This window comes from Ruegeria sp. HKCCD6647-2, assembly GCF_057221075.1.
The window spans coordinates 101,217-119,639 of record NZ_JBWVBD010000006.1 but is presented as its reverse complement, the minus strand read 5'-3'; the positions used below and the strand labels follow the sequence as shown (position 1 = coordinate 119,639).

Here is an 18,423-nt window from a genome sequence, read left to right as displayed (position 1 = left end):
TCAGACCTGTTTGACAACCATTGCGCGGGGAATGGCGGCCAAGGGCTGGCCACCGTGCGGTGTCACGACAAAGCTTTCGGTTATTGCAAGCCCCCAATCGGCGGTCCAAAGCCCCGGCATCAGGTGAAAAGTCATGTTTTGCTGCAACTCCGTCGTGTCGCCGGGGCGCAGGCTCATGGTGCGCTCACCCCAATCCGGAGGATAGCTGAGACCGATAGGATAGCCGGTTCGATTGGCTTTGGTGTAACCTGCTTTGGCAAAGCTATCATAGACACGCTGCGCGACCTCTTCGCAGGTGGTGCCCGGGCGTGCGACCTGCAGGGCGTCGTCGATGGCGGTCAGAACTGCATCTTCGGCCCGCTGGATAGCTGCAGGAGGATCGCCCAGAAAGAGGCTGCGGCTGGCTGGGCAGTGATAACGACGGAAACAGCCGGAAATCTCGAAATAGGTTGCCTCACCGAGTGTCAATGGCCTGTCGTTCCAGGTGATGTGCGAGGCAGAAGCTTCGACACCGGACGGCGCGATTGGCACGATCGCCGGATAGTCACCCGCCAGACCGGGCAGCCCAGCGATACCGGCGGCTTGAACCTCGGCTACTAGCTGGTTCTTGGGCAAGCCTTCCCGAAAGGTCTCGCGCAGGACCGCGTGCATATGCGCCGTCAAGCGCCCGGCCTTGCGCATCATGTCGATTTCGGTGTCGCTTTTGACCGCGCGCTGCCAGTTAACCAACCCGGTGGCATCGCACAGGGCCCGCGCCCCAAAAGCAGTTTCGAGGATCCGGTGGCTGGCGGCCGAGTAGTAGTAATTGTCCATCTCGACGCCCAACCCGGTTGTCCAGCCGCGATCCCGCAACAGGTCGACCAGGGACTCGATCGGGTGGTGATCCGGGTGCTGCACATGTTCTTCAGGCCAGTCATGCAGGTCTTGCGGTTGCAGCCACGTGGTCAGCTGTGCCCCGGCCTTATCCTGCGTGCGGCCCCACCACAGCGGAGCGCCCGCACGGTGCAGGATTACCATCTGAGGGACGTAAAAGCTCCACCCGTCGTAGCCGGTCAGCCAGGCCATGTTGGAGGGGTCGGTGACCAGTAGTGTTTCCACGCCTTGTCGATCCATTGCTGCCCGAGTGGCTGCAAGGCGCGCGGCATATTCCTGCGGGCTGAAATCGGACGCGGGCATCAGAGGGTTATGCTTTTCATGACTTCAGGTTCGATCACCTCGACGCCAGGCAGCTCGCCGGCCAACGCCTTGGCCGATTGTTCGAGGATCGGGAAAGTCTGGTAGTGGCAGGGAATGATGGTCTTGAAGTTGAAATAGCGCTTGGCCGCATAGGCCGCGCCCTTCATGTCCATGGTGAAGTGGCCTCCAGCTGACAGGATGCCGATGTCGGGTTTGTAGTAATCCCCCATCCACTCCATATCCGCCATGATGTCGGTATCCCCCGAGACATAGACCACGCGCCCTTCGGCCCCGATCATGAAGCCGACCTCAGTCCCGCCTGTTCGCAGCCCGTCCGGCGTTGAGAACGTTGAACTGTGAGAGGCGGGCACCATGCTGACCTTCACACCATTCAGGTTAACCGTACCGCCTTTGTTGAAGCCGACGGTTTCGATGCCTTCGGCTTCGGCCCAGTATCCCATCAGGTCGTATTGCCCGACGACCGGAATGCTAAGATGCTTGGCAAGCGGCAACACATCGACCACGTGGTCGAAGTGGGTGTGGGTCAGCAGAATATGCGTCGCGCCATCGACTGCGGCATCGTGTTGGGTCTCGGGCAGGACCGGGTTGCCGGTGAGCCACGGATCGATCAGCAGAACCTGGCCTTCGGTTTCAATGCGAAAGCTGCCATGCCCCAGCCAGATGATATTCATGAAAAAATCCTCCCGAGATACTATTGGATGCAGCCTAGCATCCGGTATGTAAAAATCTATGGACTGGACACAGCAAATTGACAGCTATTGCGAGCGGTTGTCGCCCGCCTATTGGGCCGAGCCGATCAATGCTGTGACAAACGCCGCTTTTCTTGTAGCCGCGTTGATCATGTGGCGCAGGTTGCAGGGGCAAAAGGCGCCATTGGCGAGCCTGCTGGTGGTACTTTTGGCGATTATCGGTGTGGGCAGTTATCTGTTTCACACACATGCTCAGATCTGGGCCGCGATCGCAGATACCACGCCAATACTGTCTTTCATTCTGGTCTATATCTTTGCCGTGAACCGCGATGTGTGGGGTTTGGGGCCGTGGCAATCGCTGGGCCTGACCTTGTTGTTCTTTCCTTACGCGGCGCTGACAGTCCCGGTCTTTCGACTGATTCCCGGCTTGGGCAGCACAGCAGGTTATGCGCCGGTTCCTTTGCTGATCCTCATTTACGCATTTTTGCTTCGGGCGCACGCACCGCGAATTGCAGGTGGGTTGGCCGTCGGCGCGTTGATTTTGATCGCCTCGATCACCTTCCGGGCGCTGGACATGCCGGTTTGCGGGCAATTTCCCTTGGGGACACATTTCATGTGGCACATTCTGAACGCTGTGATGTTGGGCTGGATGATCGAGGTCTACCGAAGGACCCTCATCAATCCACGTGCCTAATCCGGCAGTTTTTGGGCGATATAAAATCCATAGCTGACAAAAGCCGCGTTCCGCTCATAAAGATCGATCTCGGCCTGCTCCGCCTCGACCAGCGCGCGGGCTTGCTCTGACTGTTCATGCTGCTCGAGAAACGCACTGAACCTGAGCTGCAGGGGACGGTAATACATATCCAGCCAGCAGTCCGTCGGCAGCGGAAAGTAACCCAGCAGGGCGTAACCATTTGCCTCTAGCTGCGCGATCTTTTCGGAGGCAAGGCCAACTTCGGCGTATTCGCCAGCCCAATGCTGCGTCAGTTCATCCGGTCGGTCCTGCGTCAGCCACGTCAATTCCGATACGGCAAGAATGCCATCCGGCTTCAGGAACCGGCGCCATTCTCGAATGCCTGTCTCAAAGCCGATGTTATAGATAGCGCCCTCGGACCAAATTACGTCCAGTTTCGCATCCTGAAATGGCAACGCTTCCATCGACACGGGCAAGGTCCGGATGCGCCGCGCCACGTCTACAGACGCAGCCCGGATCTCAAGCTCTGTCAAAAACTCGGGCAGTAAATCCACCGCCACGATCTCGGCGTCGAGATCCTGTGCCAGAATCAGGCTCGCTGCCCCTGTGCCGCAGCCAATATCGGCGATACGTAAGCCCTTTCGGTGCGTAAGCCCTGCCAGGTCCATTGCGCGCCGCGTCGTGGCAGGGCTGCCGGGGCCCTGGCGATCTCCATCTTTGTGCAAGTCCAGCAAAAGCCGCAGATCGTCCATCAGATCACCTCTTGGGACATAAAAAGCCCGGCTCAGGACTGAAAAGCCGCCGCCAAAGGTTCCGGCAGTTCGAATTCCTTCAGAACACGCGTCCGGCCTTTTGCCGACATTTTCACGGCCGTCTTTTCAACAATACGCTGAATCTTCTCGTCGGTGTGTTTTGCGGCGAAGGGTTGGAAATACCATTTCAGGAACACGAAACAGATCACATCCTCCAGCGCCTGAACGTCAGCATCTCGCTTGATCCCTTGCTTGCGCAGCATGCGTCCGACTGCATCGACCTGGTCATCGTCATATCCCGCCTGTTTCATCAGACCCATGACAACGTCCGCGTGATAGACGCCTTGTGCTTTGCGCCAGGCCAGATACCCCGCGCGCCCTTCCGGGTATTCGGTACGTTTCAACTTCCAACGCTCGACATGTTGACCGCGCGCGGCGATTTGCAGCTGTTCTGAGGCATCGGGGAACAAACGGTTCAGTTCGGCGCTCATCCTTTGGCCGTACAGCAAGGCCTCTGGCTGCCCGTCTTCGTGATTGGGGTCTTGTGCGTTGGCCGCGTCAATTGCGTCCAAAACCGTTTGCATCTGCGCGCTCATGTCCTGCTCCGTTGTCTGGCCCGCTTGACGCGGGAATGGTGCGGACATCCTAACGGCTTGCAATGGCAGGTGCATCACTCAATTGTGAAATTTCCGGGTCGGGGAGGGGGAACCCGACCCGGATAAGGGACAAGATTACTTGTCCAGGGGGGATCGGTTTTTCGTTACCGACTCAGGGGATTGGTCAGGAAACGTAAGATCCGGGATCAGGGTGCTGGTTGTGCCAATGGCAAGGGCCGGGGTGCTCAGGGCAACGACGGACAGAGTAAGGGCTGTGATGAAGGTTTTCATGGTCACTCTCCGGTATGCGTTGTTTCGCACAATACGAAATGAACAGTTCAGTTTAGATTTTCAAGGGCAAAAGTGAACTAATCTGTTTATTTTCTCGACGGGCCGGAATTCAGGCCAACTTTGACGTTTCCGGAAGGGGTATTGCTGGACAGTTGCGCAGTGGTCTTGCGGCTGTTGCGGCAGACGGGTAAATGCCCCCTAACGTTTATGAGGGAAGCCGATGTCGATTGACCAAAGCACCGCCGCCAAGGTGGCCAAACTGGCCCGGATCAAGGTCGAGGATGACGCGCTGCCGGCGCTGGCGTCCGAGTTCAACACCATTCTTGGGTTCATCGAGCAACTGAACGAAGTCGACGTCGAAGGGGTCGAGCCGATGGTTTCGGTCGAGCCGATGCGCCTGAAGCGCCGGCAGGACGTGGTCACGGACGGCAACCAACAGGACAAGGTCCTGGCCAATGCGCCCGACGCCCGCGAAGGGTTTTTCGCTGTCCCCAAAGTGGTGGAGTAAGACATGAGCGATCTGAACAAACTGGGCTTGGCCGAGGCCCGCGACGCGCTGCGAGCGGGTGATGTGACCTCGGTCGAATTGACCGAATCTCTCCTTAAAGCCATTGATGAGGCCGACGCGCTGAACGCCTTTGTCCACAAGACGCCCGAGATCGCGCTCGAACGCGCGAAAGCTGCGGACGAGCGGATCAAGGGCGGCGACGCGCCGTCGATGTGTGGTCTGCCGATCGGCATCAAGGATCTGTTCTGCACCAAGGGCGTGCCCTCGCAGGCGGCCTCGAAGATTCTGGAAGGCTTCAAGCCGGAATACGAATCCACCGTGTCGCAGCAACTGGCCGATGCAGGCGCCGTAATGTTGGGCAAGCTGAACATGGACGAATTCGCCATGGGCTCGTCCAATGAAACTTCGGTCTACGGCAATGCGGTCAGCCCGTGGCGGCGCGGCAATGACGACGCGCAATTGACGCCGGGCGGTTCGTCTGGTGGTTCGGCTTCGGCAGTGGCGGCCGATCTCTGCCTGGCCGCAACCGGGACCGATACCGGCGGCTCGATCCGGCAGCCCGCCGCGTTCACAGGCATCACTGGCATCAAGCCGACCTACGGCCGTTGTTCGCGCTGGGGCATCGTCGCGTTTGCGTCCTCGCTGGATCAGGCCGGACCGATGACCAAGAACGTCCGCGATGCGGCAATCATGCTGGAGGCGATGTGCGGTCACGACCCCAAGGATTCGACCAGCACCGAGCTGGCCGTGCCGAATTTCGAGGCGATGCTGACCGGTGACATCAAGGGCAAGAAGATCGGTATCCCGAAAGAGTACCGTATGGACGGCATGCCCGCCGAAATTGAAAAGCTGTGGGCGGATGGCGCCGATATGCTGAAAGCTGCGGGCGCCGAGATTGTCGATATCTCACTGCCGCACACCAAATACGCGTTGCCCGCATACTACGTGATTGCTCCGGCCGAGGCGTCCTCGAACCTCGCTCGCTATGATGGCGTCCGCTATGGCCGCCGCGCGCATCTGGCGCAGGGTGACGGCATCACCGAGATGTACGAGAAAACTCGCGCTGAAGGTTTCGGCCACGAAGTACAGCGTCGTGTGATGATTGGCACCTATGTGCTGTCGGCGGGATTCTACGACGCATACTACAACCGCGCACGCCGCGTTCGAACCCTGATCAAGAAGGATTTCGAGGATGTCTTCGCCGCGGGTGTCGACGCAATTCTGACCCCGGCAACCCCTTCAGCAGCCTTCGGTCTGGGTGAGATGACCGAGGCGGATCCGGTTCAGATGTACCTGAACGATGTGTTCACCGTTACCGTCAATCTGGCGGGTCTGCCCGGCATTTCGGTTCCTGCGGGACTGGACACTCACGGTCTGCCGCTGGGTCTGCAATTGATTGGCCGCCCATGGGATGAAGGCGATCTGCTCAACACCGCCTATGTGCTGGAAAGCGCGGCCGGGTTTGTGGCCAAGCCGGGGAAATGGTGGTAAGCCTCAGACAGGCAAGACACAGCAAGACGGAGCAGCCAAATGCGCAGATTGCTTCTGATCCCCGCCCTCGGGTTGATCGCGGCATGTGATACGGTGACGCCCGTATCGAGCACCGGCTTTAACACACCCGAGTATCAGGCTCAGCGTGAGGCGCAACTGACCGGGCAGGGCTTGGCGGGTAACCCGTTGGCACCGCCACCCGTAATCTCCGAGGAGCCGCTCTCGGCGCAGGGATCGACCGGAGCGATAACACCCTACGGTACGGACGACGCCAGCGATATCGCCGATCAAACAGCTGCTGCGCTGGCCAGCACGTCAGGTGAACCTGTGCTGGTGCCGAACAATACCGATATTTCGGATGAACAGGACTTCGAGGCGGTGTCGAACAGGCGCACGATCGAATCCGACGCGGCCCGCATTGAACAAAACCGCCAGACCTACGAGGTCGTTGCGCCTACCGCGGTTCCGCAACGGGGGACAGACGGCCAGCCCAATATCGTTCAATATGCCCTGAGCACCTCGAACCCGGTCGGTACGCAACTCTACAGCCGCGCTGGTTTCAACCTGCAAGCCAAAGCGCAACGAAACTGCGCCCGTTTTGCCTCACCCGATCAGGCGCAGATCGAGTTTCTGGCCAATGGCGGTCCGCAGCGCGACCGAAAAGGGCTTGATCCGGACGGTGACGGTTATGCCTGCGGATGGGATCCCAGCCCGTTCCGAAGCGCCGTCAGCAACTGACGCTTTGGACCCAATCTGGCATCCTTCCCCAAATTTCGGCCCGCGCCGGGGCGGGCTGACTCCGTCTCTGATCGTTTTGCACTACACGGCCATGGACAACGCTGCCGAAGCTCTGGATCGCTTGTGCGACCCTGCGTCTGAAGTGTCTGCCCATTTCTTGATCGGTGCCGACGGTACCTTATGGCAATTGGTTCAGGAAAAGGATCGCGCCTGGCACGCAGGGGCCGGGGAGTGGCAAAGCCAATCCGACATCAACTCGCGCTCAATCGGAATTGAGTTGGACAACCGCGGCGACCATCCATTTCCCGCCCCTCAGATGGCGGTGCTGGAAACTCTGCTTCGCGAGGTCATGGCACGCTGGTCCATACCGGCAGCCGGCATCATCGGGCATTCCGACATGGCGCCGGCCCGCAAACTCGACCCCGGCCCCCGGTTTGACTGGCAAAGGCTGGAACGGCAGGGCCTCGCCAATCCACGCAACGCAGGTGTCGGAAATGAAACCCCAAGCCCGGATCAGTTTCGCGTTCTGGCGCATCAGGCAGGTTTCACCGCAGAGGTTGATGACGCCACCCTCCTGGCCGCCATTCGCCTGCGCTATCGCCCTTGGGCAACCGGCCCGCTCAACGATGCGGATATTGCCGTCCTGACGCCCCCAACCGCACCAAGCTGATCCGTTCTTCATCTGGCCGAAAATATCCCGGGGTTGAATTGACCGCAGGCCAAGAAGGGGCTGGCCCCTTCCACTCCATCTGCTCTTGACGCCACCCAAACCAGGGCATACCCACGACCCCGCGCGGAGGGCCGGATGGCCGCTGGGGCGTAAGCCCGAGAGGAAAGTCCGGACTCCACAAGGCAACGGTGCCGGGTAACGCCCGGGCGGGGAAACCCGACGGATAGCGCCACAGAAATCAGACCGCCCAGGACCTCGGTCCCGGGTAAGGGTGAAACGGTGGGGTAAGAGCCCACCGCGTCTCTGGCAACAGGGGCGGCACGGCAAGCCCCACCGGGAGCAATGCCGAATAGGGTCCCCGCGCGGGCAGGTCGGTGTCAGCCGAAACCGCCGCTAGGCGCGCCTTGGCCGAGAGGGACCGGGTTGGCAGCTTGAGCCGCGCAGCAATGCACGGCCTAGAGGAATGGTCATCGAAGGGGGCAACCCCGGAACAGGATCCGGCTTACAGGCCCTTCGCGCGTTTTCCGATCATCCACCGGGTGGCGTATAGGCCCCGGTCAGTTTGGCTGCCTTCTTGGAAATTTTGACAAAGTCTTTTGCCGTCCAGGCACGCACCGTCTCAACTTTGGACACCGCGCCCGAGGCGGCGACGGCCATGCCGATTGCAACGGCATCCGTTCCGTCCGGGGCCTCGCTGATGACAACGACATCATTGTCGCCCGTCGTCATGTAAAACGCCAAAAGCTTGCCACCGACCTTCTTCAGCAGGTCCTTGACGGGACCGGTGCGATCCGCGGGTTTTTTCAGCATTCCCTTGATGCCGGCTTGCGAATAGGACGCGTAGGTAATGAAAAGGGGCATGTGTACCTCCTGTTAATCAAGTTGATGCAGGACCCGTAATTTGGCCGGTCCTTTGGCCAGAATGTGCGTTTCAGCCCGCAAGAAACCAAGGAGTTGCGATCAGCCAAACGCCCATGACGATCAACGCTATACCGGTTAGGGGAACAAGCCAGGTCGCCCGCGGAAGCAGTTTTTCCACAGCGACGTAGATTGCGATACCCGCGATCCAATACAGGTTCATAATGCCGCCCACGAACAGCAGCAGCATCAGAGCCCAACAGCACCCCAGGCAGTAGATCCCGTGTGAGGCCCCGACACGAAAGGCTCCCATCGGTCCCGGGAAGTTGTGTTCTGAAAGAAAATGTGCGGGGCTTCGGCAGTGTCTCAGGCAGGCGGATTTGAGGTTGGTCAACTGATAAACCCCGGCTGCCAACAATACAGTGCCCGCAAACTCCTGTGACCGGATTGTCATCATGGGGCCGTCCGAAAGGCCGGACTGTTCCAACCCCCATTGCGCGACCGTCGCAATGGCGCTGAACGCAGCCCATGCAACCAGGTAGCCGGACAGAAAAAGCAGACTGTAGAATGCTGCGCGATCCCTCTCGGGGCCCATCCGTTTGAGCGCAACATAAAGCAAAACTGTTGGCGCTGCGCTTGGCGTCATCATGGCGATCATCATGATCCACCACATCAGGAAGATCAGGACGGCAAAACCTGCCCCCCACAGGGCGCTATCCCCCATTTGCATGGGGTCACCGATTGGGCCGGCCATCCGGGTCATTTCGACCGCCGACATGTTCATTCCAATACCGGCGATCGTGTACCAGGACGCGGCAAGAACGATCAAAAAAACGCTGCCCAGGACAATGGCGCCGTCCTGACGCATCAGCCGCTCGACCGCCCCCAGGCGCGGAGGGGCAGGGTGATTGGTCATCAGATCACCCCGGTCAAGCGCCGAGGACGCCGTGGCCGGAAATATTCAGATGGGCCAGATGCGCGTGCGTCGCGTCAAAGGTCAGGCTGATTGCGCCGCCCGTGGTTTTGGCGGTGCCCGAGGCTGCCTCGGCGTGGCGATATTCAAATCCGTTGGGCAACTGTATCGAGGCCCTGTGCGCGGCACCGGAAACGATGTGCGGAATTGGGCTGACCTCTACGTCAAATATGCCTTGGGCCCTGGCGCTCCCGGTACGGTCTTCCCGGCTCCAGTTCAGTTCGATGGGCACGTAAAGTGTTTCGTGCTTGGTGGGGGCCATGGCGCTGTAAACGTACCACATGGTCGCCATCTCATCGGTGTCTTCGCCGGACATGATGGCCTGCAGGGCGGCTCGTTGATCTGGTGTGGCGCTGTCATCGATGATCAGCTGCATCTCGCCGTTGCCCTCGTGAATTGGACCCGGCCAGTAGTAAACGCCTGCAGCGCGCAATCCGGAAAGGTCGGTGTCGCCGTAGTTCCCGCTTTCAATGTCGAAAACTACAACCGCTTCGCAGTTGCCATGCGTCGGCAGCACGCTGAACTGGCATGGGCATCCGAAGTTGCAATTGCAATTGGCAAGTTCTTCGCCTTGAATCGTCCATTCTGTCATGAGATCCCCCCGGAAATATCGTGCAGTAAAAACCTGCCGACAGGGTGTCGCCTGTTTCCGGTGCCTCGACGATCCAACCTTGCGTTGGTTGTTTGTTTTTTGGAACAAATACGCAAATATCACGGAATCGTGATGTTTTCAAATGATGCCTTTGATCTGCAACTTTGCGCCGGTTTTCACGTCGCGATTTGTTTTCCGGCCCAAAATCCGAAATTTGGAATATGGTGCGGAAATGCACGCCGCGTGTCAGCGACAGTTCCAATGGCGCGCTCGGAATTTGATAGGTCTCTATATTTTCAACTGCAAACTACTCGACGAAAGCACGACTCGTTAAAAGGGAGAATTGTCATGAGTTTCATGAAGGCGCTGGCCTCGGTTGCCGTTGGATTTGCCGCGGCAAAGGGGATGGAGAAATACAAGCAAATGGGTGGAATGGCCGGGTTGCAGGACATGATGTCCGGGGCAGGTGGGGGATTTGGCGTCGATCAGCTTGGCAAGCTGGCTGAACAGTTCGGCATGCCGGGCGGTGCAGGCGGCTTGCAGGAAATGATCGGCAAGCTGGGTATGGCCAACCCGACTGGCGCGGCCGGCCTCGGCGGATTGATGAACGCCATGCAAGGGGCCGCGAAAACCGGCAGCCAGCAGACCGCAGAAATGATGGAGACAGTATTCAAAGGCACTCCGGGCGGCGCGGCGATGGAAGAGCAGGCCAAGCTGATGTTGCGGGCGATGATCCAGGCGGCCAAGGCTGACGGAGAGCTGGACGCGCAAGAAAAGCAAACGATTCTTGCAGAGCTGGGCGACGACATCAGTGATGAGGAACGAACCTTCGTGCAGGAACAACTGGAAGCACCGATGAACGTTCTGGGGTTGGCGGCAGACTGCGCGGCACCACTCAAAACGCAGGTCTATGCCACGTCGCTGGCGGCGATTCGTCTGGATAATGAACGCGAGGCGTCCTATTTGCGGCAGCTGGCCTCGGCCCTAGGGCTGACGGACGCCCAACGAAATCAGATCCATACTTATATGGGTGCACCGGCCTTACCCGCCTGAGCGGGGTATCAATCGTCGGTCGTCATGGGTGCGAATGCCCTTGACATGGGCTGTGCAGAGCGTAAAAGCGCACGCTCATAGGAATTCAACCGAAGGGCCCCTGCCTTTTCGGACGCAGGAGATAACCATGGCGAAGCCGACGACAATCAAGATCCGTCTGAACTCGACCGCGGGCACGGGCCACTTCTATGTGACCAAGAAAAACGCTCGCACCATGACCGAGAAAATGACCATTCGTAAGTACGATCCGGTCGTTCGGAAGCATGTCGAGTACAAGGAAGGCAAGATCAAGTAATCTGCCGTCCAGCTTGGACAGTTTCAAAAGGGCTCTGCCACGCGCAGGGTCCTTTTTTGTTTGCCCGCAAGGTGCATGGTCTGTTGAACGTGCAATTTCACGGTAGTCCAGCCGTTGCAGAGGCGCATCAGGCGTTCGGGTATTCTGAATCAGGGCGGCTTGCTTTTTCGTGCAGCGTACCGCTACGCTTCAGCTAACCGTTCCAAAATGTTGACCGTCATGAAAAAAATCATATTGCCCGCACTGGCCGTACTGACGCTTACCGCCTGTGAAGATCCGTTCAACCGCGAAGGTGTAGGATTCACCGGAATTGACGGTGAACCCCGCACGATTTCCGACGTTCCCGGCGCCGCAGCCTTTCTTCCCGAGGCCACGAATGTACCCGCGGAACTTGCTGAGCTTTCGACCATTCGGGTAACATCCGACAAGGTAGAGGCAGAGAAACTGGCCGGCGTCGCCATTGATAACGGTGGCCGCTCTGGCGCGAACGCGGTGGAACTGACAGGCAGCGATACCACGCTGTATCTGAGCACCGTCGATGTGAACGGGACCCTTTACGGTGTTCTGCGCACCGTGAACAACAGCACAAGGGTTGATACTTCGATCGGTTCGATCTTTGGCCAGGAAACCGAGCGTTTCACCGGCTGTCTGCCTGCAGGGGATGTTTATGGCAAAGGCTCGTCCGAGCGCAGCTCGGGTTTTGCGGTGCCGCTGAACTGCAGCTGACGAAAACAATCAGACCCGGACATTCACCCCCGCCAGATTGGTGGGGGTTCTCCGTTTAGACGTGTAGTGGCTGACCAGGTATGCCCTTTACGGTCTGCTTGCCAACCTGCCGGCGACAGTGATTGCAGCCATTCCGAAGCAAAACAAAAAAGGGCGGGTCGCGCAGGACCCGCCCTTTAAAGAAATGGTATTGTGCTCCGATTATTCGCGGCTGCCCAGCAGTTGCAGCAGGAACATGAACATGTTGATGAAGTCGAGGTACAGGTTCAGTGCGCCCATGATGGCGGCTTTGCCCAACCACTCTTTATCGCCCGAATGGGCCATCTGCAGGTATGTGTTCTTGATGTTCTGCGTGTCGTAAGCCGTCAGGCCAGCAAAGATCAGTACGCCCAGAATCGACACCGCGAACATGATCGCCGGTGATTGCAGGAACAGGTTGATGATCATTGCAACGATCAGACCGATCACGCCCATCATCAGGAAGGTACCCATGCCGGACAGGTCTTTCTTGGTCACGTAGCCATACAGCGACAGACCTGCGAAGGCGATTGATGTAACCAGAAAGACCTGAGCGATGGAGATGCCGGTGAAGGCAACGAAGATCCAGCTCAGGGACAAGCCCATGATCGCCGCAAAGGCATAGAAGAACAGTTGCGCTCCGGCCGCCGATAGGCGGTTGATGGCTGCGCCAAAGGCGAAGACCATGATCAGCGGTGCGAACATCACGATCCAGCCCAGAATGTTCGGGCTCAGCGTGATCGGGTCGCGGAATACCGACAGCAATTGCGGGCTGGTGCCAACGGCCCAGGCCACCGCAAAGGTGATCAGCATACCTACGGACATCGTGCCGTAGACTTTGTTCATATGGGCGCGAAGGCCCTCATCAATCTCGGCAGCGCGCGCACCGGCCGCCGTCCGGATCGTGTCGAATTGTGCCATAAAGGATCTCCCTTCAAATTTCTGTGCTCAGCCCGCGATTGCAGGCCGGCTTCCCAGCAAATATCGGAGAGAGTGGCCTGTGTTTCAAGAGTTTTAGGCCCAATTCTCAGCAAAACTGTCAACAAATCTGGCGGCTTGCCCGATCAAGCCGCCAATTCGGTGCTCAACTTCAATTAATACAGGTGTTTACACCAGTAATCCGGCGCATCCCAGATCGGGCGATCAGCCTCGGCGCGCGCTTCGGCGCGGGTTACCCCGATATCCTCGAGCGCTCGGTCGTCGAGCCTCGCCAACGCGCGACGCTGCTTGGCCAGGCTCAGCAGACGCCAAAGTTTGCTGCCTTGACCGGATCGTGTCAGTCCAAGTGGTTTTTTGATCGCAATTTGGGTCATGGCTTTTGCCCTTTCGTCGTTATGTGATGAAGTTTGCGGTATGGATCAAACTTCTTGATCTATATGGCGTACCGTGACATATTTTAAAAATGAATGTTTATGAAGAGTCCCATAAGGAATCTTGAAGATGCGAAATTTGGATATAACCACCCTGCGGTCTTTTGTTGCCGTTGCTGATCATGGTGGGGTTACGCGCGCCGCCGGGTTTCTGCATCTGACGCAATCTGCGGTTTCGATGCAGCTCAAACGGTTAGAGGAGTTGCTGGACCTGGACTTGCTGGACCGCAGCGGACGGACAATCGCCCTGACCGCGTCCGGTGAACAGTTGCTGGCCTATGCCCGGCGGATGATCGCATTGAACGACGAGGTGATTTCCAAGCTGACAGACCAAGCTTTTGAAGGTGAGGTCGTACTGGGCGTGCCCCACGACATCGTCTATCCGGCGATCCCACGCGTGTTGCAGCGGTTCAATGCGGATTTCCCACGTGTCCGGGTGCAATTGGTGTCCTCATACTCTCTGCAATTGAAAGACATGTTTCAACGCGGCGAATGTGACTTGATTCTCACGACCGAGGCATCAGGCGCAGAAGGTGCGGAGACCATCGCGGAATTACCGCTGAGGTGGATTGGTGCTCCGGGTGGGTCCGCATGGCGGAAGCGTCCCATCCCACTGGCACTGGGGCGTCGGTGCCTGTTCCGGCCGCAGGTGATTGCCGCGCTGGATGAGGTCGGCATTCCTTGGGAATTGTCGGTTGAAACCGAAAACGACCGAACGATCGAGGCAACGGTCAGCGCCGATCTGGCTGTTCACGCCATGTTGGACGGCACCGAGGCCGCGCATCTGGAACAAATCGACTCGGGCGGGGCGTTGCCAGAGCTGCCCGGTCACAAGATCAATTTGTACGGGGGCGATCGGGCCCGCGATTCTGTGGTGGATGCGTTGGCTGCTTTGGTCCGGCAGAATTTTCACATGCTGGGACGCACGCCACTCAAGGCCGTCGTCGGGTAAATCGGTTAGGGCGTAATGACGATCTTTCCGGTCGACTTGCGCTCTTTCAGCAATTGCATGCCGTGCGCGACGTCGCGCAAAGGCAGAACGTGGCTGATATGCGGTTTGATCCGACCCTCGGCGTGCCAGCGAAACAGGGTGGCAAAGCTTTCGTGAATTACGTCGGGGCGGAATTTCAGGTAGCCTCCGAAATAGACGCCAATCACGGTCAGGTTCTTGACCAGCAGATGGTTCGCGGGAATCTGCGGTACGTCCCCGCCAGCGAAACCTATGGGCAGCAGACGTCCCTCGGGGTTTGTGGCGCGGAAGGCCGCTTTGAAGACGTCCCCGCCGATCGCATCATAGACCACATCGGCCCCGCCCAGTGCGAGAACCCGTTCGCGCAAATCCTCGTCCGCATCCACCAGGTGGTCGGCACCCGCGTTTTGAGCAATGGCCAGTTTCTCGGACCCTCGCGCCTGGGCGATGACCGTGGCCCCCATCAATTTGCCCAGTTCAACCGCTGTAAGGCCAACGCCACCGGCAGCGCCTGTCACCAGCAGGGTTTCCCCAGGTTGCAACCGCGCCCGATGATGCAGTGAAACGTGGCCGGTGCCGTAGGCAATCAACATCGCAGCGGCGTCTTCAAAGCTGATTGAAGCGGGTAGGGGAATGACCCGGTCAGCGTCAAAGACACCAAATTCGGCCAGCCCACCCTGCCCCGAAAAAACCGCTACTCGGTCTCCACGCTTCAGGCCAGAGACGTTTTTGCCGATCTCATCGATGATTCCCGCGATTTCCATACCCAGTGTAAATGGGGCATCGGGAGTTTCCTGATACGTACCCTTTTGCATCAGCAAATCCGCAAAATTCAGGCCGCAAGCCCGGATATCCACGCGGACCTGCCCATCGGCCGGCGTTGGTACTTCTGCGTCGCAAAGCTCGGCTCTGGAGCCGCTGGATTTTACTCGATATGCCTGCATGTCAGCCCTCCGGTTTCGGCGCATTGATGGGCGCGGGCGAGCTGTTGTCAATTCCAAAGGCAAGCCGCGAATGATGATTTCGAGACGGCCTGCCCCGGCTGCGACATTGGGTCCTATCAGCCGGGTGCCAAAAGGGTACAACCGTAAACAACTATTCGTGGTTGTGAATTCAACCTGCTTGAAAAAAAATTCGAATGCGGCAATATTGGTTGGGTAGTGCCGGTCTGGGGGCCTGTTCCGGATTAGGGAGTTCTTAAGCAGCAACCCGCTAGTTTTGCGGTGATGGCTGCTGTCGTTTTATCCCGGTCGGTTGTTTGTGTAACAGAGGAGAATACCAATGACCCATCACGTCGATGTCCATGTGGGCAAGCGCGTCCGACATCGCCGCTGGCTGATTGGCATGACCCAGCAGCAGCTGGCGCAGCAAGTTGGTATAAAATTTCAACAGATTCAAAAGTATGAAACGGGTGCCAACCGGATAAGTGCTTCGCGTCTTTGGGACATTGCCGAGGCGTTGGAGGTTCCCGTCAGCTTTTTCTTTGAGGGGCTTGAAGAGGTTCAAAAGGACGAATCCGAAAAGAGTTCGGTGCCGGCCGATCTGATGGGGGACAAAGAGGCGCTTGATCTGGTGCGGTCCTATTATTCGATCCCGGAAAACCAGCGTCGTCGTCTTTTTGAATTGGCGCGTGTTCTGAGTGACGTTGCCTGAGACGATCATCTTGACTTTGGGGTTGCGCCATCGCACGGGTAGCGCATGCGAAACTCTCCTCTCAGCGATCTAGAGATTGCCGAAGAAATGGCCGACGCAGCGCGTGCGGCCATTCTTCCGTTTTTCCGCCAGTCCGACCTGAAAACCGACAATAAACTGGACGCGGGGTTCGATCCCGTCACCGTTGCCGACCGCGAGGCAGAACAGGCGATGCGTGCCGTTCTGGCCATGCACCGGCCCGAAGATGGGATTCTGGGCGAAGAATTTGGTCAAAGCGCGGGCACCAGCGGGCGGACCTGGGTGCTTGATCCGATTGACGGAACGCGTGGTTTCATCAGCGGCACACCAACCTGGGGTGTCCTGATTGCCCTAAGCGCCGAGGACGGCCCTTTTTTGGGCGTGATCGACCAACCTTATATCGGAGAACGGTTCATAGGCGGTGAGGGGCAGGCATTCGTTCATGGACCGACCGGCAAGACCGACCTGAAAACCCGCGCGACCGGTTCGTTGGATCAGGCAATTGTCTTCACTACTTTCCCGGAAGTCGGCACAGCGGCAGAGGGCGAGGCGTTTCGGGCCGTGTCCCGTCGCGCCAAACTCACCCGATACGGTATGGATTGTTATGCTTACGCTTTGCTGGCCGCGGGGCAGGTTGATCTGGTGATCGAAGCGGGTTTGAACGCTTATGACATCCAGGCACCGATCGCATTGATTCAGGCCGCAGGCGGGGTCGTCACCGACTGGCAAGGTCATCCTGCGCATGACGGCGGTCGGGTGCTGGCCGCGGCCAATCCCGAGATACATGCCGCAGCCTTGGAGGTTTTGCGCGCCTATTGAACCCGGTTGCCGCGTCTTGCGGCCCGGGTTATCATCGCTACGGCTGGTTCTTGAGCCCGTTTTCCACCAGCCGACACTCCTTTGCATGAGGCGGGCAAATGCAGGAGTGCGCGATATGCCGGAAATTTTGATCCAAAACGCCGATTCGGTCCTGACAATGGACGAAACCCGCCGGGAATTGACCGGTGCCGATCTGTTGATACGTGACGGTCAGATTGTCCAAATAGGCCACGGGTTGGCGACAACCGGAGAGGTGCATGGCGCCAAAGGCTGCGTCGTCACGCCCGGATTGGTCAATACCCATCACCATCTCTATCAGACGTTGACCCGTGCGGTTCCTGGCGGACAGGATGCGCTTTTGTTTGGCTGGCTGAAAACGCTGTACCCGATCTGGGCCCGGTTCGGCCCGGAAGAGATGTTCGTGTCCGCGCAGATCGGATTGGCCGAGCTGGCATTGTCCGGATGCACGCTCAGTTCCGATCACCTGTACCTGTATCCCAACGGCGCGCGTCTGGAAGATACGATTTCGGCGGCGGCAGAGTTGGGTTTGCGGTTCCACCCCACACGAGGCGCGATGAGTATCGGTGAAAGCGATGGAGGGTTGCCGCCGGACGGGTTGGTCGAAACCGAGCGTTCTATCCTCGAAGATATGATCCGGGTTGTGGATGCCTTTCATGATCCATCTGAGGGCGCCATGTGCCGGGTGGGTCTGGCGCCATGCTCTCCGTTTTCGGTAAGTCGAGAGCTAATGCGGGATGCTGCCCTGCTGGCGCTGGACAAGGGTGTGATGTTGCACACGCATTTGGCCGAAAATGATGAGGATATAGCCTATTCTCAAGCGCAATTCGGATGTCGTCCCGGACAGTATGCCGAGGATCTGGGGTGGACCGGGTCCGACGTCTGGCACGCCCATTGTGTGAAGTTAGACAGTGGCGAGATCGACCTTTTCGCCCGCACCGGTACGGGTGTGGCCCATTGCCCTTGCTCGAATTGTCGGTTGGGGTCGGGTATCGCTCCGGTCCGGGCGATGCGGGACAAGGGCGTTAAGGTTGGATTGGGTGCAGACGGATCGGCCAGCAACGACAATGGCAGCCTGTTTGTCGAGGCGCGCCAGACCATGTTGTTACAGCGCGTCATCAACGGTGCCGACGCAATGTCCGCCCGTGAGGCGCTTGAGATCGCGACCCGAGGCGGGGCCGACGTCTTGAACCGGCCGGATTGTGGGCGCCTGATACCGGGAAAACGCGCTGACATCGCGATCTGGGACGCCGGCAGCATCGAAAGTGCCGGCAGCTGGGACCCGGCCGCACTGTTGCTGGCCGGTCCACCAAAGGTCAAACATCTGTTTGTCGAGGGTCGGCAAATCGTCCGCGATGGTCAGATTACCACACTGGATTTGCCCCGTGTGATCGAACGGCAAAACAAGTTGGTTCGCGCCTTGCAGGGGTGAGG

23 protein-coding genes and 1 other RNA gene are annotated in these 18,423 nt (G+C 58.6%); 13 read left to right on the top strand and 11 right to left on the bottom strand.

Annotated elements, in window-relative coordinates:
- On the bottom strand, positions 1-1,176 hold the full coding sequence (locus tag AC2TDJ_RS16695; protein WP_480843804.1) for a M24 family metallopeptidase: 1,176 nt from the start codon (positions 1,174-1,176) through the stop codon (positions 1-3).
- Positions 1,176-1,868, bottom strand: coding sequence for a metal-dependent hydrolase (locus tag AC2TDJ_RS16690; RefSeq protein ID WP_480843803.1), 693 nt, complete (start codon positions 1,866-1,868; stop codon positions 1,176-1,178). Before AC2TDJ_RS16690 ends, AC2TDJ_RS16695 begins: the two co-directional genes overlap by 1 nt.
- 58 nt (positions 1,869-1,926) lie before the next feature.
- Here AC2TDJ_RS16690 and AC2TDJ_RS16685 point away from each other — a divergent pair, with 58 nt between their 5' ends.
- Positions 1,927-2,580 (top strand): ceramidase domain-containing protein, encoded by a 654-nt coding sequence (locus tag AC2TDJ_RS16685; protein ID WP_480843802.1) that lies wholly within the window; start codon positions 1,927-1,929, stop codon positions 2,578-2,580.
- On the opposite strand, the gene AC2TDJ_RS16680 is transcribed toward AC2TDJ_RS16685, so the two are convergent.
- The 3 genes from AC2TDJ_RS16680 to AC2TDJ_RS16670 form a co-directional block, all read right to left on the bottom strand.
- The gene (locus AC2TDJ_RS16680) at positions 2,577-3,332 is read right to left on the bottom strand and encodes a class I SAM-dependent methyltransferase (RefSeq protein WP_480843801.1); all 756 of its coding nucleotides are present in this window, start codon (positions 3,330-3,332) and stop codon (positions 2,577-2,579) included. The two genes, AC2TDJ_RS16685 and AC2TDJ_RS16680, sit on opposite strands and share 4 nt — an antisense overlap.
- A gap of 32 nt (positions 3,333-3,364) precedes the next feature.
- Positions 3,365-3,928 carry a DUF4202 domain-containing protein gene (locus tag AC2TDJ_RS16675; protein ID WP_480843800.1) on the bottom strand — a complete coding sequence of 188 codons (564 nt, stop codon included), beginning with the start codon at positions 3,926-3,928 and terminating at the stop codon, positions 3,365-3,367.
- Between the two features lie 135 nt (positions 3,929-4,063).
- Positions 4,064-4,219, bottom strand: coding sequence for a hypothetical protein (locus AC2TDJ_RS16670; RefSeq protein WP_480843799.1), 156 nt, complete (start codon positions 4,217-4,219; stop codon positions 4,064-4,066).
- Positions 4,220-4,439: 220 nt separating this feature from the next.
- Here AC2TDJ_RS16670 and gatC point away from each other — a divergent pair, with 220 nt between their 5' ends.
- The 5 genes from gatC (at position 4,440) to rnpB (ending at position 8,147) form a co-directional block, all read left to right on the top strand.
- Positions 4,440-4,727 carry an Asp-tRNA(Asn)/Glu-tRNA(Gln) amidotransferase subunit GatC gene (gatC, locus tag AC2TDJ_RS16665; protein ID WP_068335936.1) on the top strand — a complete coding sequence of 96 codons (288 nt, stop codon included), beginning with the start codon at positions 4,440-4,442 and terminating at the stop codon, positions 4,725-4,727.
- Between the two features lie 3 nt (positions 4,728-4,730).
- Positions 4,731-6,218 (top strand): Asp-tRNA(Asn)/Glu-tRNA(Gln) amidotransferase subunit GatA, encoded by a 1,488-nt coding sequence (gene gatA / locus AC2TDJ_RS16660; protein WP_480843798.1) that lies wholly within the window; start codon positions 4,731-4,733, stop codon positions 6,216-6,218.
- A gap of 39 nt (positions 6,219-6,257) precedes the next feature.
- A complete protein-coding gene (locus AC2TDJ_RS16655; RefSeq protein ID WP_480843797.1) occupies positions 6,258-6,956 on the top strand; it encodes a hypothetical protein in 699 nt (232 codons plus the stop codon).
- Positions 6,907-7,626, top strand: coding sequence for an N-acetylmuramoyl-L-alanine amidase (locus AC2TDJ_RS16650; RefSeq protein WP_480844001.1), 720 nt, complete (start codon positions 6,907-6,909; stop codon positions 7,624-7,626). Before AC2TDJ_RS16655 ends, AC2TDJ_RS16650 begins: the two co-directional genes overlap by 50 nt.
- Positions 7,627-7,749: 123 nt before the next feature.
- An RNA gene (rnpB, locus tag AC2TDJ_RS16645) (RNase P RNA component class A) lies at positions 7,750-8,147 on the top strand.
- 7 nt (positions 8,148-8,154) lie between these two features.
- Here the strand turns inward: rnpB and AC2TDJ_RS16640 are convergent.
- From AC2TDJ_RS16640 to AC2TDJ_RS16630, 3 genes are all read right to left on the bottom strand, one after another.
- A complete protein-coding gene (locus AC2TDJ_RS16640; protein ID WP_480843796.1) occupies positions 8,155-8,487 on the bottom strand; it encodes a GYD domain-containing protein in 333 nt (110 codons plus the stop codon).
- Between the two features lie 70 nt (positions 8,488-8,557).
- On the bottom strand, positions 8,558-9,400 hold the full coding sequence (locus AC2TDJ_RS16635) for a DUF2182 domain-containing protein (RefSeq protein ID WP_480843795.1): 843 nt from the start codon (positions 9,398-9,400) through the stop codon (positions 8,558-8,560).
- Positions 9,401-9,413: 13 nt separating this feature from the next.
- A complete protein-coding gene (locus tag AC2TDJ_RS16630) occupies positions 9,414-10,049 on the bottom strand; it encodes a DUF1326 domain-containing protein (RefSeq protein ID WP_480843794.1) in 636 nt (211 codons plus the stop codon).
- A gap of 348 nt (positions 10,050-10,397) precedes the next feature.
- Here AC2TDJ_RS16630 and AC2TDJ_RS16625 point away from each other — a divergent pair, with 348 nt between their 5' ends.
- From AC2TDJ_RS16625 to AC2TDJ_RS16615, 3 genes are all read left to right on the top strand, one after another.
- Positions 10,398-11,102 carry a DUF533 domain-containing protein gene (locus AC2TDJ_RS16625; RefSeq protein ID WP_480843793.1) on the top strand — a complete coding sequence of 235 codons (705 nt, stop codon included), beginning with the start codon at positions 10,398-10,400 and terminating at the stop codon, positions 11,100-11,102.
- Between the two features lie 127 nt (positions 11,103-11,229).
- Positions 11,230-11,397 (top strand): 50S ribosomal protein L33, encoded by a 168-nt coding sequence (gene rpmG / locus AC2TDJ_RS16620; RefSeq protein WP_037309480.1) that lies wholly within the window; start codon positions 11,230-11,232, stop codon positions 11,395-11,397.
- 219 nt (positions 11,398-11,616) lie between these two features.
- Positions 11,617-12,123 (top strand): membrane lipoprotein lipid attachment site-containing protein, encoded by a 507-nt coding sequence (locus tag AC2TDJ_RS16615; protein ID WP_480843792.1) that lies wholly within the window; start codon positions 11,617-11,619, stop codon positions 12,121-12,123.
- A gap of 201 nt (positions 12,124-12,324) precedes the next feature.
- Here AC2TDJ_RS16615 and AC2TDJ_RS16610 read toward each other — a convergent pair whose 3' ends face one another.
- Both AC2TDJ_RS16610 and AC2TDJ_RS16605 read right to left on the bottom strand, forming a co-directional pair.
- A complete protein-coding gene (locus AC2TDJ_RS16610; RefSeq protein ID WP_480843791.1) occupies positions 12,325-13,062 on the bottom strand; it encodes a Bax inhibitor-1/YccA family protein in 738 nt (245 codons plus the stop codon).
- Positions 13,063-13,235: 173 nt separating this feature from the next.
- Positions 13,236-13,454, bottom strand: coding sequence for a DUF1127 domain-containing protein (locus AC2TDJ_RS16605; protein ID WP_480843790.1), 219 nt, complete (start codon positions 13,452-13,454; stop codon positions 13,236-13,238).
- Between the two features lie 127 nt (positions 13,455-13,581).
- On the opposite strand from AC2TDJ_RS16605, the gene AC2TDJ_RS16600 reads away from it, so the two are divergent.
- Entirely contained in the window at positions 13,582-14,463 is an 882-nt protein-coding gene (locus AC2TDJ_RS16600; RefSeq protein ID WP_480843789.1) for a LysR family transcriptional regulator, read from the top strand.
- 5 nt (positions 14,464-14,468) lie between these two features.
- Here AC2TDJ_RS16600 and AC2TDJ_RS16595 read toward each other — a convergent pair whose 3' ends face one another.
- Entirely contained in the window at positions 14,469-15,425 is a 957-nt protein-coding gene (locus AC2TDJ_RS16595) for an NADPH:quinone oxidoreductase family protein (RefSeq protein WP_480843788.1), read from the bottom strand.
- 337 nt (positions 15,426-15,762) lie between these two features.
- Here AC2TDJ_RS16595 and AC2TDJ_RS16590 point away from each other — a divergent pair, with 337 nt between their 5' ends.
- The 3 genes from AC2TDJ_RS16590 to AC2TDJ_RS16580 all read left to right on the top strand — a co-directional run bounded on the left by AC2TDJ_RS16590 (position 15,763) and on the right by AC2TDJ_RS16580 (position 18,421).
- Positions 15,763-16,134 (top strand): helix-turn-helix domain-containing protein, encoded by a 372-nt coding sequence (locus tag AC2TDJ_RS16590; protein WP_480843787.1) that lies wholly within the window; start codon positions 15,763-15,765, stop codon positions 16,132-16,134.
- A 45-nt stretch (positions 16,135-16,179) separates the two neighbouring features.
- The gene (gene hisN, locus AC2TDJ_RS16585; RefSeq protein WP_480843786.1) at positions 16,180-16,971 is read left to right on the top strand and encodes a histidinol-phosphatase; all 792 of its coding nucleotides are present in this window, start codon (positions 16,180-16,182) and stop codon (positions 16,969-16,971) included.
- 115 nt (positions 16,972-17,086) lie between these two features.
- Positions 17,087-18,421 carry an 8-oxoguanine deaminase gene (locus AC2TDJ_RS16580; RefSeq protein ID WP_480843785.1) on the top strand — a complete coding sequence of 445 codons (1,335 nt, stop codon included), beginning with the start codon at positions 17,087-17,089 and terminating at the stop codon, positions 18,419-18,421.
- Positions 18,422-18,423: the final 2 nt, after the last annotated feature.

Coding starts and splice junctions, on each gene's coding strand:
- AC2TDJ_RS16650 (WP_480844001.1), top strand. CDS start 6,907: ATGCCTGCGGATGGGATCCCAGCCCGTTCCGAAGCGCCGTCAGCAACT.
- AC2TDJ_RS16630 (WP_480843794.1), bottom strand. CDS start 10,049: ATGACAGAATGGACGATTCAAGGCGAAGAACTTGCCAATTGCAATTGC.
- AC2TDJ_RS16590 (WP_480843787.1), top strand. CDS start 15,763: ATGACCCATCACGTCGATGTCCATGTGGGCAAGCGCGTCCGACATCGC.
- rpmG (WP_037309480.1), top strand. CDS start 11,230: ATGGCGAAGCCGACGACAATCAAGATCCGTCTGAACTCGACCGCGGGC.
- AC2TDJ_RS16595 (WP_480843788.1), bottom strand. CDS start 15,425: ATGCAGGCATATCGAGTAAAATCCAGCGGCTCCAGAGCCGAGCTTTGC.
- AC2TDJ_RS16690 (WP_480843803.1), bottom strand. CDS start 1,868: ATGAATATCATCTGGCTGGGGCATGGCAGCTTTCGCATTGAAACCGAA.
- AC2TDJ_RS16680 (WP_480843801.1), bottom strand. CDS start 3,332: ATGGACGATCTGCGGCTTTTGCTGGACTTGCACAAAGATGGAGATCGC.
- AC2TDJ_RS16685 (WP_480843802.1), top strand. CDS start 1,927: ATGGACTGGACACAGCAAATTGACAGCTATTGCGAGCGGTTGTCGCCC.
- AC2TDJ_RS16625 (WP_480843793.1), top strand. CDS start 10,398: ATGAGTTTCATGAAGGCGCTGGCCTCGGTTGCCGTTGGATTTGCCGCG.
- AC2TDJ_RS16605 (WP_480843790.1), bottom strand. CDS start 13,454: ATGACCCAAATTGCGATCAAAAAACCACTTGGACTGACACGATCCGGT.
- AC2TDJ_RS16670 (WP_480843799.1), bottom strand. CDS start 4,219: ATGAAAACCTTCATCACAGCCCTTACTCTGTCCGTCGTTGCCCTGAGC.
- AC2TDJ_RS16655 (WP_480843797.1), top strand. CDS start 6,258: ATGCGCAGATTGCTTCTGATCCCCGCCCTCGGGTTGATCGCGGCATGT.
- hisN (WP_480843786.1), top strand. CDS start 16,180: ATGCGAAACTCTCCTCTCAGCGATCTAGAGATTGCCGAAGAAATGGCC.
- gatA (WP_480843798.1), top strand. CDS start 4,731: ATGAGCGATCTGAACAAACTGGGCTTGGCCGAGGCCCGCGACGCGCTG.
- AC2TDJ_RS16580 (WP_480843785.1), top strand. CDS start 17,087: ATGCCGGAAATTTTGATCCAAAACGCCGATTCGGTCCTGACAATGGAC.
- AC2TDJ_RS16695 (WP_480843804.1), bottom strand. CDS start 1,176: ATGCCCGCGTCCGATTTCAGCCCGCAGGAATATGCCGCGCGCCTTGCA.
- AC2TDJ_RS16635 (WP_480843795.1), bottom strand. CDS start 9,400: ATGACCAATCACCCTGCCCCTCCGCGCCTGGGGGCGGTCGAGCGGCTG.
- gatC (WP_068335936.1), top strand. CDS start 4,440: ATGTCGATTGACCAAAGCACCGCCGCCAAGGTGGCCAAACTGGCCCGG.
- AC2TDJ_RS16640 (WP_480843796.1), bottom strand. CDS start 8,487: ATGCCCCTTTTCATTACCTACGCGTCCTATTCGCAAGCCGGCATCAAG.
- AC2TDJ_RS16615 (WP_480843792.1), top strand. CDS start 11,617: ATGAAAAAAATCATATTGCCCGCACTGGCCGTACTGACGCTTACCGCC.
- AC2TDJ_RS16610 (WP_480843791.1), bottom strand. CDS start 13,062: ATGGCACAATTCGACACGATCCGGACGGCGGCCGGTGCGCGCGCTGCC.
- AC2TDJ_RS16600 (WP_480843789.1), top strand. CDS start 13,582: ATGCGAAATTTGGATATAACCACCCTGCGGTCTTTTGTTGCCGTTGCT.
- AC2TDJ_RS16675 (WP_480843800.1), bottom strand. CDS start 3,928: ATGAGCGCGCAGATGCAAACGGTTTTGGACGCAATTGACGCGGCCAAC.